Raw genomic sequence first — 12,011 nt, forward strand, 5'->3', positions numbered from 1 at the left:
CACGGACACGGAAAGACAGGCATGCACACGCCTCCGCCGACCACTGAGCGCACCGAGCCGACCGACGCCGACGTCGAGGCCTTCAAGCAGCAGCTCGGCCGCCCGCCGCGCGGCCTGCGGGCCATCGCGCACCGCTGCCCCTGCGGCCAGCCGGACGTCGTCGAGACGGCGCCGCGCCTGCCGGACGGCACGCCGTTCCCCACGACGTACTACCTGACGTGCCCGCGGGCCGCCTCCGCCATCGGCACCCTTGAGGCCAACGGCGTGATGAAGGAGATGTCGGAGCGGCTCAAGACGGACCCGGAGCTGGCCGCCGCGTACCGCGCGGCGCACGAGGACTACATCGCGCGCCGCGACGCCATCGAGGTCCTGGAGGGCTTCCCGAGCGCGGGCGGCATGCCGGACCGCGTGAAGTGCCTGCACGTCCTGGTCGGCCACTCGCTGGCCGCGGGCCCCGGCGTGAACCCGCTGGGCGACGAGGCCCTCGCGATGCTGCCCGAGTGGTGGGCCAAGGGCGCCTGCGTCACGCCGTGCGCGGCCGAGGGCGCCGAGTGACCCGCGTCGCCGCCATCGACTGCGGCACGAACTCGATCCGCCTGCTCGTGGCGGACGCCGACCCGGCCACCGGTGAACTGGTCGACCTGGACCGCCGGATGCAGATCGTCCGCCTCGGCCAGGGCGTGGACCGGACGGGCCGGCTGGCCCCCGAGGCGCTGGAGCGCACCTTCGCGGCCTGCCGCGAGTACGCGGCCGTCATCAAGGAGCACGGCGCCGAGCGCGTCCGCTTCGTCGCCACCTCCGCCTCCCGCGACGCCGAGAACCGCGCCGACTTCGTGCGCGGAGTCCTGGACATCCTGGGCGTCGAGCCGGAGGTCATCACCGGCGACCAGGAGGCGGAGTTCTCCTTCACCGGCGCCACCAAGGAGCTGACCGGCCGGGACGACCTGGACACGCCGTACCTGGTCGTGGACATCGGCGGCGGCTCCACGGAGTTCGTGGTCGGAACGGACGGCGTGGAGGCCGCGCGGTCGGTCGACGTCGGCTGCGTGCGCATGACCGAGCGCCACCTCGTACGCGACGGGGTCGTCACCGACCCGCCGACCGAGGAGCAGCTGGAGGCCATCCGCACCGACGTCGAGGCGGCCCTGGACCTCGCCGAGCGGACCGTGCCCCTCAAGGAGGCGCGCACGCTGGTGGGCCTCGCGGGCTCGGTGACCACCATCGCCGCGATCGCGCTCGGCCTCGACGCCTACGACTCGCAGGCGATCCACCACGCCCGGATCTCCTACGCCCAGGTCAGCGCCATCGTGGAGCGGCTGACGCACGCCACGCACGACGAGCGCGCCGCGATCCCGGTGATGCACCCGGGCCGGGTCGACGTCATCGCGGCGGGCGCGCTGGTGCTGCTCGCGATCATGGACAGGGTCGCCGCCAGGGAGGTCGTCGTCAGCGAGCACGACATCCTCGACGGCATCGGCTGGTCCCTCGCCTGAGGGGCGTCCGAGGGGCCGCCACGGGGTACGCATGAGCGCGTCCTGTAGCGTCTGAGCGGTCGCCAGGGGGGTCCGAAGGCCCTCCGGCGACACTCCGTCGGAAAACTTCGTGAAGTTCTTCACAAGGAAAACGGCCCTGATGGACGAGGTTCGGGGGTCCGGAGCCTCCGAACAGGGCCCGGGAGGCCTCCGGAACGTGTGTCCGAGGCGCTTCGCCCGTGTGTCCGGGGTGTGACACGGACCGTCCGCCGTCCCGGCGCGGAGCCTCGGAGTGCAGCTCACGAGGGGTGGACAACGACTCACGAGGTGCCGTGGTTCCCCACCGGCTCCATGACCTCTGTCACGTGGGCGGCGAAGTGTAGCAGAGGGGGTGCGCATGCTTGTGAAGGGGCGCACGAGCGACCCTCGCCGGGCAGGTGGATACTCGATGGCATGAGCACCACGGAGCGTCCCAGGATCCTCGTAGTAGGCGGTGGGTACGTAGGCCTGTACGCAGCTCGGCGCATTCTCAAGAAGATGCGCTTCGGAGAGGCGACCGTCACGGTCGTCGACCCCCGGTCGTACATGACCTACCAGCCCTTCCTCCCCGAAGCCGCCGCCGGCAACATCTCGCCCCGGCATGTCGTCGTACCGCTGCGACGCGTGCTGCCGAGGGCCGAGGTTCTCACCGGCCGGGTCACCACCATCGACCAGGACCGCAAGGTCGCCACGATCGCGCCGCTCGTCGGCGAGGCGTACGAGCTGCCTTTCGACTACCTCGTCATCGCGATGGGCGCGGTCTCCCGCACCTTCCCGATCCCCGGCCTCGCCGAGCAGGGCATCGGCATGAAGGGCATCGAGGAGGCCATCGGCCTGCGCAACCACGTCCTGGAGCAGCTCGACAAGGCTGACTCCACCACCGACGAGGAGGTCCGCCGCAAGGCGCTGACCTTCGTCTTCGTCGGCGGCGGCTTCGCGGGTGCGGAGACCGTCGGTGAGGTCGAGGACATGGCGCGCGACGCGGCCAAGTACTACAACAACGTCAAGCGCGAGGACATGCGGTTCGTCCTCGTCGACGTCGCGGACAAGATCCTCCCCGAGGTCGGCCCCAAGCTCGGCCAGTACGGCAAGGAGCACCTGGAGAGCCGCGGTGTCGAGGTCTACCTCAAGACCGGCATGGACTCCTGCGTGGACGGCCACGTGGTGCTGAACAACGGCCTCGAGGTCGACTCCAACACCATCGTGTGGACCGCGGGCGTCAAGCCGAACCCGGCGCTGTCCCGCTTCGGTCTGCCGCTCGGCCCGCGCGGCCACGTGGACACCCAGACCACGCTCCAGGTGCAGGGCACCGACTACATCTGGGCCGCGGGCGACAACGCCCAGGTGCCGGACATGGTCGGCCGCAAGGCCGGCAACGAGAACGCCTGGTGCCCGCCGAACGCCCAGCACGCGCTGCGTCAGGCGAAGGTCCTCGGCGACAACGTGATCTCCGGCATGCGGGGCTTCCCGCAGAAGGAGTACAGCCACGCCAACAAGGGTGCGGTCGCCGGTCTCGGCCTGCACAAGGGCGTCGCGATGATCGTCATGGGCAAGATGAAGATCAAGCTCAAGGGCCGTCTCGCCTGGTACATGCACCGCGGGTACCACGGCATGGCGATGCCGACGTTCAACCGCAAGATCCGCGTCCTCGCGGACTGGACGCTCGGCATGTTCCTCAAGCGCGAGGTCGTCTCGCTCGGCGCCATGGAGACGCCGCGCGAGGAGTTCTACGAGGCGGCCAAGCCCGCCCCGAAGCCGGCCGTCGCCGCCGAGCCCGCGCCCGCGGCGCAGAGCGAGAAGACCGAGGAGAAGGCCAAGGCCTCCTGACCTCGCGTCACTGATCCACCCCGAAGGGGGCCGCCCGCCATCCGTGGTGCGGGCGGCCCCCTTCGGCGTGCCCGGCGTCGCATCCGGGTCCGGATCCTCGTGCGGGCCCGGCCCGGCAAATAGATGCCTGCCCCATCTATTTTGCCGATCCGTGACGCGGCAACGGGACTGCGCACGCGCCCCTTCGGTGTTTACGTGGTGTTGGACCGTTCCGGGAACCGTCCCCGCCCCCACCACCAGGTGCGGGCCGGAGACGCCTCATTTCGGAGGTGTGCGTCATGCAGGACGCCGCACTGCGGCTGAAGAGTCTCGCCGAGCAGCTCATCGGAGCCCCGCTGCCGGTGCGCATCCGCGCCTGGGACCGGTCGGAGGCGGGGCCGCCGGGCGTCCCCGTCCTCGTGGTGCGCAGCCGCCGCGCCCTGCGTCACCTGATCCGCCGTCCGGGCGAACTGGGCCTGGCCCGCGCGTGGGTGGCCGGTGACCTGGACGTGGAGGGCGATCTGTACGAGACGCTCGACCGGATGGCCGAGTTCGTCTGGGAGCGCGGCGAGCACGCGAGGACCCTGCGGGAGTCCCTGCGCGACCCGCGGTTCCGCGCCGCCGTCCGCTCGCTGATCGCCCTCTCCGCGCCGTATCTGCCCGCGCCACCGCCGCCCGAGGAGATGCGCAGACGCGGCCGTCTCCACCTGCACACCAAGCGCAGCGACCGGCAGGCCATCAGCCACCACTACGACGTCGGCAACGACTTCTACGAGCTGGTGCTCGGCCCCTCGATGGTCTACTCGTGCGCGTACTGGGAGTCGCCCGGCGCCACCCTGGAGGACGCCCAGCGCGACAAGCTCGAACTCGTCGCCCGCAAGCTCGGCCTGCGGCCCGGCATGCGGCTGCTGGACGTCGGCTGCGGCTGGGGCTCCATGGCGATCCACGCGGCGCGCGAGCACGGCGTGAGCGTCGTCGGCGTCACCCTCTCCCAGGAGCAGGCCGCCTACGCCAGGAAGCGGATCGCCGAGGAGGGCCTGACCGACCGGATCGAGATCCGCGTCCAGGACTACCGCGACGTGCGCGACGGCCCGTACGACGCCATCAGCTCCATCGGCATGGCCGAACACGTCGGCGCCGAGCGCTACCTGGAGTACGCGCACGACCTGTACGCCCTGCTCAAGCCCGGCGGCCGGCTGCTCAACCACCAGATCGCGCGGCGCCCGCAGGACGACGAGTCGACGTACTCCGTGGACGAGTTCATCGACGCGTACGTCTTCCCCGACGGGGAGCTCGCGCCCGTGGGCAGCACGGTCGCGCTCCTGGAGCGGGCCGGCTTCGAGGTCCGCGACCTGGAGTCCATCCGCGAGCACTACGCCCTCACGCTGCGCCGCTGGGTCGCGAACCTGGAGGCGCACTGGGCGCAGGGGCAGCGGCTCACCTCGCCGGGCCGGGCCCGCGTCTGGCGCCTCTACATGGCCGCCTCCGCCCTGGCCTTCGAACGCAACCGCATCGGCGTGAACCAGGTGCTCGCGGTCCGCACACCGGAGGAGGGCGCCTCGGGCATGCCGCTGAGGGCACGAGACTGGCGATGACGGTGCCGGTGGAGCACTGGTCCGGCGCTTGAGGGCGAGCCGCGCAGCGGCGATACGCGGGCCGCGCGCGCCAGGCCGAAGGGCCCCGGACGAGGAATCCTCGTCCGGGGCCCTTCGGCCGTTCCCGTCGGCGGGAACCACTCGCTGAACTACTCGCTCTTGATGGCCATCAGCGGATTCAGCCGCGCGGCGCTGCGGGCCGGCCAGACCGCCGCGAGGACGCCGACCACCGCCGCGATCACCAGGAAGATCACGATCCGGCCGACCGGGACCTCCATCGAGTACGTGGTGACCTTCTCGGCGATGCTGCCGCCCACGGCCCAGCCCATGAAGAGGCCGAGGCCGATGCCGAGCACCGCGCCGAACAGGGAGATCACCACCGACTCCAGGCGCACCATCTGCTTGACCTTCGCCCGGTCCAGGCCGATGGCCCGCAGCATGCCGATCTCGTGCTTGCGCTCGAAGACCGACATGGCCAGCGTGTTGATGACGCCGAGCACCGCGATCAGGATGGCCATGGCGAGCAGGCCGTACAGCATGTACAGGACCATGTTGATGCCGCCCGCGACCGCGTTGCTGATCGCGTCCTTGTCCTGGATGGTGATGGCCGGGTTGTCGCCGAGCGCCTTGACGATGGCGTCCTCGGCCCGGTCGGAGGCGCCGCCCTTCATCTTCACCAGGACCTGCTTGTCGACGACCTTGGAGACGTGCGGGTCGACGACGGACGTCGGCGTGAAGAGGCCGCTGAGCATCTCGTTGCTCTTGTAGACGCCCGCCACCTTCAGCTGGACCGTCTTGTCGTCGTCGTCGAACTTCAGCGGGAAGGTGTCGCCCGCCTTGAGGCCCTTGTCCTTGGCGGTGTCCGTGTCGACCAGCGCGGTGCCGGCCTTCAGGTCGGCCACCGAGCCGCTGGTGAGGTCGAGGCCGACCAGCTTGCCGAAGGTCTTGGGGTCGACGCCGTTGATGTCGGTGTAGCTGCCGTCGGTCTCGCCGTAGGCGGTGCGCAGCGGGCTGCTGGCCTCGACGTCGGGGAGCTTGTCGATCTTCTGGCGGACCTCGGGGGTCAGCGGCTCGAAGTTCGCCATGGAGACGCTGTAGTCGGCCTTCATGGAGCCCGCCGCCATCTTGTTGATGGCGCTGCCCATGGAGGTCGCGACGACCGTCATCGCGGTGATGAGGGTCAGGCCGATCATCAGGGCCGACGCGGTCGAGGCCGTGCGGCGCGGGTTGCGCACCGAGTTGAGGCGGGAGAGCTTGCCGGTGACGCCGAACGGCTTCAGGAGCGGCGCGGAGGCCGCGATGAACGGCCGGGAGAGCAGCGGGGTCAGCACGATGACGCCGACGAGGATGGTGGCCGCGCCGCCCGCCATCACGTAGTTGTCGTCCATGAACAGCATGACCGTGCCGAGGGCGACGACGAGCGAGCCGAAGGTGTTGCGGACGACCAGGCCGCGCGTGGTGGGCGTCGCGTGGACGCTGTTCATCGCGGCGACCGGCGGGATCTTCGCGGCGCGGCGGCCCGGCAGCCAGGCGGCCAGCATGGTCACGACCACGCCGATCAGGAGGGCCACGACGATCGTCGTCGGGGCGATGACCAGCGGGCCGTCCGGCAGCGACGCGCCGCCGGCGTTCATCAGGGCCTGCAGTCCGACGGAGACGCCGATGCCGAGCCCGAAGCCCGCCACGGCGGCGATCAGACCGACCAGGAACGCCTCGATGAGCACGGAGCGCGTCACCTGACGCCGCGAGGCGCCGACGGCGCGCATCAGCGCGAGCTCCTTGGTGCGCTGGGCGACCAGCATGGTGAAGGTGTTGGCGATGATGAAGATGCCGACGAAGAGCGCGATGCCGGCGAAGATCAGCAGGACCTGGCTCATGGAGCTGGTCTGCTGCTCGATCATCCGGTCCTGGTCGTCGGAGAGCTGGGCGCCGGTGACGGCGTCGGTGTCCTTCGGCAGGATCTTCTCGACGGAGCCCTTGAGCGCGCTCTCGGTGGTGCCCGCGGCGGCCTTGACGTCGATCTCGTCGTACTCGGACTTGTTCAGCGCCTTGAGCGCGGTCGTGTTGTCCAGGACGACGAGGCTGCCGCCCGCGACGACGCTGCCGTCGTCGGTGTCGAAGATGCCGCTGACCTTGGCCGTGCGCACGGGCCCGTCGGTGGAGTAGCGGACGGTGTCGCCGACGCGGTAGCCGGTGCGCTCGGCGGTGCGGGAGTCCAGCGCGATGTCACCGGCGGACTTCGGGGCGCCGCCCTTGGTGAAGTCGTACCGGGGGTCCTTGCCGTCCTTGCCCGGGTAGTAGTTGGCGCCGGTGGTTCCCCACTCGCCGCCCACCAGCTTGCCGTCCTTGTCGGCGAGCGCGGTGAAGCCGGAGACGGAGCCGAGCGCGGAGTCCGCGCCGGGCAGGGCTTCCGCCTTCTTGAGAAGGCCGTCGGTGAGGCGGCCGGGCTGCTCGGTCTCTTCCTCGGAGGAGGATCCGCCGTCGGACCGGATGGCGACGGAGACGTGGTCGAAGCTCTTCGCCGACTTGTTCTTGTAGGCGTCACCGAAGGTGTCGGTGAAGATCAGGGTGCCGGAGACGAAGGCGACGCCGAGCATGACGGCGAGCACGGTCATCAACAGCCTGGCCTTGTGCGCGAGCACGTTGCGCAGGGCGGTACGGAACATGGGTGTGAGTCCAGGGTGAGGTGAAGGCGGGAGAAGCGCACCGAAGGGGCCTTCTCAGGGGCGCGGGGAACTGCGCGGCGAGCCACGAGCGGCCCGCAGTCCCGACGAATGCCCGGCCTCTGCGGCGGTGGGGAACCGCCCGAGGCCAAGCGGCCACTAGCTCGTGCGGCCCTTCGCGTCGAAGTGCTTCATCCGGTCGAGCACCCCGTCCGCCGTCGGTCCGTGCATCTCGTCGACGACGCGGCCGTCCGCGAGGAAGATCACGCGGTCCGCGTAGGAGGCGGCGACCGGGTCGTGGGTGACCATCACGACGGTCTGCCCGAGGTCGCGCACGGAGTTGCGCAGGAAGCCGAGAACCTCGGCGCCGGAGCGCGAGTCGAGGTTTCCGGTCGGCTCGTCACCGAAGATGATCTCCGGCTGGGAGGCGAGCGCACGGGCCACGGCCACGCGCTGCTGCTGGCCGCCGGAGAGCTCGGTGGGCCGGTGGCTCAGCCGCCCGGAGAGGCCGACCATCTCGATGACCTGCTCGACCCACTGCCGGTTCGGCTTGCGGCCCGCGATGTCCATCGGCAGCGTGATGTTCTCCAGGGCCGTCAGGGTCGGCAGGAGGTTGAACGCCTGGAAGATGAAGCCGATCTTGTCCCGGCGGAGCTTGGTGAGCTGCTTGTCCTTGAGCGTGGACAGCTCGGTCTCGCCGATGCGCACGGAGCCGGAGCTGAAGCTGTCCAGGCCGGCGACGCAGTGCATCAGCGTCGACTTGCCCGAGCCCGAGGGGCCCATGATCGCGGTGAACTCGCCCTGCCCGAAGTCGACGGAGACGTGATCCAGGGCGACCACCTGGGTCTCGCCCTGTCCGTACACCTTGGAGAGATCCGTGGCACGCGCGGCCACGGCGGTGGCGCGGGCGGCGAAGGGGGTGGTGGTCACGGGACGGTGCTCCTGTCGGGACGACGAGTGGGGACGTACTCCATCGTCCTGGCCGATCAGCGCCCTGTAGTCAGCCCCAGTTCCGGTTCCGAAGGCCCTCTCCAGTCGGACTTGAGGTCGTCATGTCATACCTGGGGATGATGATCGTCCCTGATGCGGAAAGGAGGAGAAAGCGGGACCGGGAACGTCCGGGCGGCTAAATTCCGTCATTCCGTGCAGAGGCCCACGAGACCGGCTGAGCCCGGGGTTAGGCCTCCGGCAAGTACCGATGGGGCGTGCGTGTGGCTGATGCTCCCTCAGACGTCAATAAAATAAGACAACATCGGGCTCCCCATCCGCTGTTCGGGGGATGCCTCCCGATAGGGTCGAAGCCTCGACGCGGAGCCCATGGCCTGCCCGGATGGTGGAATGCAGACACGGCGAGCTTAAACCTCGCTGCCCCTCGGGGGCGTGCCGGTTCAAGTCCGGCTCCGGGCACTTCCGCTGCACTCCCGCCGCCCCTTCGGGTGCGGCCTGTGAGTGCTTGGCGACGGTCCCGGGTGACCTCTCGATCATGATCGTCCACGCGTCCACGCGTCCACGCGTCCACGCGTCCACGCGTCCACGCGTCCACGCGTCCACGCGTCCACGCGTCCACGCGTCCACGCGTCCACGCCTCCACGTCTCCACGTCTCCACGTCTCCACGTCTCCACGCCTCCCCACCTCCCCGCTCCACGCTGAAGACCGTCCGGACCGGGCGCGGTCCGGGAGTTCGGCGATCGTGAGACCGCGGGCCTGATGGTGCGTCAGTTCACGTGTCCGGCAACGGTGTTGGCGACCATGCCGACGGCCTTCGCGGGTGCCCTGGTGGTGGGCCCGCACGCCCGGGCCACGGAACGCCGCGGCAACAGCGGCCCGCTCCTCCTGGAGCCGGACACGCCGGGCGGGAACATCGACATCGAGTACGCGTCCTGCGTCGACAAGATCGGCGGCACGTTCCCCGCCGAGGAGTACGGCCGGGTCACGGACGGCGGCGGCCTGCGCGAGGTCGACTCCTTCGTCGTCGAGAGCCGCCCGGACAGGAACGGCCGCACGGTCGAGAAGAGGCACCGCGACCGCACGTCCGCGGTCACCAGGGCGGACGCGGACGCGGACGCGGCCTGCGCCTCGCCGGGGGCCTCCGCCCGCGGCAGCCGCACCGGCGACGGCGGGATCTACGTGGACATCGACAGGGACGGCAGGGACGGCCGCTGGTACGGCGTGCCGGGTGGTACGGCGTGCCGGGCTCGGTGCCGCTGTCCTGCGTCGCGCGTACGGACGCGGCAGCCGGCGCCTTCAGGGCAGCCGTACCGCGTTGAAGCGGGCCGCGGTGTGCAGGTCGGTCTCGATCGCCGCCGCGGCTCCGCGCAGGGCGGGCAGCAGTGCGTCGCGGGTCGCCTCCAGGGGGCCGGGGCCCGCGTGCTGGGCCACGTTCACCGCCGCGACCACCTCGCCGCGCGCGTCCCTGACCGGCACGGCGACCGAGCGCAGGCCCTCCTCCAGCTCCTGGTCGGCGGTGGCGTGGCCGTCGGCGGCGACCCGGTCCAGGAGCCGCGCGAGCTCGCCGGGGTCCGTCACGGTGTGGGGGGTGAGGGCGCGCGGCGGCTCGGCCTTCAGGAGCCGGGCACGCTCCGTACCCGGGAGCCCGGCGAGCAGCACCCGGCCCATGGCGGTGGCGTACGCGGGGAAGCGGGTGCCTACCGTGATGTGCACGCTCATCACCCGCCCCGTCGCCGCCCGCGCCACGTACAGGATGTCCGTCCCGTCCAGGACCGTGACCGACGCCGACTGGTGCACCCGGTCCGCGAGGTCGCGCAGGTGCGGCTCGGCCAGCTCGGCGAAGGTGAGCCGGGACAGGGCGGCGTGGCCCAGCTCCAGGATGCGGGGGAGCGGGCGGTACAGGCGGCCGTCGTGCGCCGCGTACCCCGCCGCCTCCAGAGTGTGCAGACAGCGCCGCGCGGTGGCCCTGGGCAGTCCCGTGGCCGCCGCGAGCGCGGCGAGCGGCAGCCCGTCGCCCCGGGCCTCGCCCAACGCACGCAGCACGGCGAGCCCCCGCGCCAGGGACTGCAGGAAACCGGGCCCGAGGTCGGCCTTGGCGGTCAGCGGGTCGGGGACGGGGAAGCGGGCGGGCGCCGCGGCCGTGGGGGCCGGCCCGGCGCTGAGGTGTGGCGTCTCCGTGCGCGAGACGGTGTCGGCGGCGGGCGGGCGCGTGTGCCCGGGGGCGGGTGGGGGCGTGTCTGTGGGCGTCGGTCCGGCGGCGGGCGGAGATGTGTCCGTGCGGGTCGGCGCTGGGGCGGGTGGCGTCGGGTTGGTGTGGGGCGGGCCGGTGGCGGGTGGCGTCGGGTCGGTGCGGGTCGGTCCGGGGGCGGGTGGGGGTGTGTCTGTGGGCGTCGGCCCGGCGGCGGGCGGAGGTGTGTCCGTGTGGGTCGGTGTTGGGCCGGGTGGCGTCGGGTCCGTGCGGGTCGGTCCGGGGGCGGGTGGGGGCGTGTCTGTGGGCGTCGGCCCGGCGGCGGGCAGAGATGTGTCCGTGCGGGTCGGCGCTGGGGCGGGTGGCGTTGGGTTGGTGCGGGGCGGTCCGGGGGCCGGCGGGGATGCGTCCGTGGGCGTCCGCCCGGCCGCGGGGGGTGGTGCGTGGGTGTCCGACAGGCCCGCGAGGTGTTCCGCCTCTGCGCGCAGGCGCGGCAGCATCGCCTCGGCCAGGCCCGTCGCCGTGTGTCTGCTGGTGTGGCTCACCGCCGACAGCGCGTACCGGATCCGGCCCGCGGCGTCCCGTACGGGGACGGCCACCGCGATCAGGCCCGGCTCGATCAGCTGGTCGTCCAGGGCCCAGCCCGTCGCGCGGGAGTGCGCCGCGCGGGCCGCGAGGTCCGGGGTACCGGCCGGCGCCGGCCCCGGCGGCAGGGCCGAGAAGGCGTCCTCCGCGGGCCCGGCGGCGACCCGTGCCCGCCACGCCGCCCACCGCTCCTCGTCCCACGCGTCCGCGAACAGCGCCCCGGGCGCGCACCGTTCCGGCGGCAGCAGGTCCCCGATGCGGAACGCCACCGACATCGCGCGGCGCCGCGCGGCCTGCGTCACGAAGCGCACCCCGTCGCCGTCGGGCACGGCGAGGGACACCGACTCGTCGAGCTCGTCCGCGAGCCGGGCGGTGCGGGCCGCGACCTCGCCGGTCAGGCCACTGGCGGCCAGGTAGGCGTTGCCGAGCTCCATGAGGCGGGGGGTGAGGTGGAGCTCCTGGCCGCGCACGCGTACGTAGCCGAGGTGGGCCAGGGTCGTGACGACCCGGTCGACCGTGGACCGGGCCAGGCCCGTGGCGCGCACGAGATCGCCCGCCCGCAGCTGCCCGGGCCCCGCGGGGGCGAGCGCCCGCAGCACGGCGAGGCCGCGCTCCAGGGGGCGTACGGACTCTTCGGGCACGGCACCGCTCCTCGTCCTCCGGCAGGCCGCTCTCCGGTCGGTATCAGGCAATCCGGGCGGCCGGGAAATCGGG

The 12,011-nt window shown here is 72.0% G+C and carries 8 protein-coding genes and 1 tRNA gene; 5 read left to right on the forward strand and 4 right to left on the reverse strand.

The features are described 5' to 3' along the window. Positions 1–21: 21 nt before the first annotated feature. The 4 genes from ACZ592_RS20055 (at position 22) to ACZ592_RS20070 (ending at position 4,912) form a co-directional block, all read left to right on the forward strand. On the forward strand, positions 22–555 hold the full coding sequence (locus ACZ592_RS20055) for a DUF501 domain-containing protein (protein ID WP_471582905.1): 534 nt from the start codon (positions 22–24) through the stop codon (positions 553–555). Beyond that, a complete protein-coding gene (locus ACZ592_RS20060) occupies positions 552–1,493 on the forward strand; it encodes a Ppx/GppA phosphatase family protein (RefSeq protein ID WP_471582906.1) in 942 nt (313 codons plus the stop codon). Before ACZ592_RS20055 ends, ACZ592_RS20060 begins: the two co-directional genes overlap by 4 nt. Before the next feature lie 432 nt (positions 1,494–1,925). Beyond that, positions 1,926–3,338 (forward strand): NAD(P)/FAD-dependent oxidoreductase, encoded by a 1,413-nt coding sequence (locus tag ACZ592_RS20065; RefSeq protein ID WP_471582907.1) that lies wholly within the window; start codon positions 1,926–1,928, stop codon positions 3,336–3,338. A gap of 278 nt (positions 3,339–3,616) precedes the next feature. Next, entirely contained in the window at positions 3,617–4,912 is a 1,296-nt protein-coding gene (locus ACZ592_RS20070) for a class I SAM-dependent methyltransferase (RefSeq protein ID WP_471582908.1), read from the forward strand. Between the two features lie 149 nt (positions 4,913–5,061). Here ACZ592_RS20070 and ACZ592_RS20075 read toward each other — a convergent pair whose 3' ends face one another. Beyond that, positions 5,062–7,578: an ABC transporter permease gene (locus ACZ592_RS20075; RefSeq protein WP_471582909.1), complete on the reverse strand. Its 2,517-nt coding sequence runs from the start codon at positions 7,576–7,578 to the stop codon at positions 5,062–5,064. Positions 7,579–7,734: 156 nt separating this feature from the next. Continuing rightward, positions 7,735–8,505: an ABC transporter ATP-binding protein gene (locus ACZ592_RS20080; RefSeq protein ID WP_471582910.1), complete on the reverse strand. Its 771-nt coding sequence runs from the start codon at positions 8,503–8,505 to the stop codon at positions 7,735–7,737. A gap of 394 nt (positions 8,506–8,899) precedes the next feature. Between ACZ592_RS20080 and ACZ592_RS20085 the strand changes: the two genes are divergently transcribed. Next, positions 8,900–8,982: transfer RNA gene (locus tag ACZ592_RS20085), tRNA-Leu, on the forward strand. A 309-nt stretch (positions 8,983–9,291) separates the two neighbouring features. Here the strand turns inward: ACZ592_RS20085 and ACZ592_RS20090 are convergent. Then, a complete protein-coding gene (locus ACZ592_RS20090) occupies positions 9,292–9,684 on the reverse strand; it encodes a hypothetical protein (protein WP_471582911.1) in 393 nt (130 codons plus the stop codon). Positions 9,685–9,820: 136 nt separating this feature from the next. Next, positions 9,821–11,938, reverse strand: coding sequence for an IclR family transcriptional regulator domain-containing protein (locus ACZ592_RS20095; RefSeq protein WP_471582912.1), 2,118 nt, complete (start codon positions 11,936–11,938; stop codon positions 9,821–9,823). Positions 11,939–12,011 lie beyond the last annotated feature (73 nt).

Source organism: Streptomyces sp. NPDC040622, from assembly GCF_055593965.1.

Excerpts from the sequence above, each read along its gene's own strand:
- ACZ592_RS20055 (WP_471582905.1), top strand. The coding sequence starts at position 22 with ATGCACACGCCTCCGCCGACCACTGAGCGCACCGAGCCGACCGACGCC.
- ACZ592_RS20065 (WP_471582907.1), top strand. The coding sequence starts at position 1,926 with ATGAGCACCACGGAGCGTCCCAGGATCCTCGTAGTAGGCGGTGGGTAC.
- ACZ592_RS20070 (WP_471582908.1), top strand. The coding sequence starts at position 3,617 with ATGCAGGACGCCGCACTGCGGCTGAAGAGTCTCGCCGAGCAGCTCATC.
- ACZ592_RS20075 (WP_471582909.1), bottom strand. The coding sequence starts at position 7,578 with ATGTTCCGTACCGCCCTGCGCAACGTGCTCGCGCACAAGGCCAGGCTG.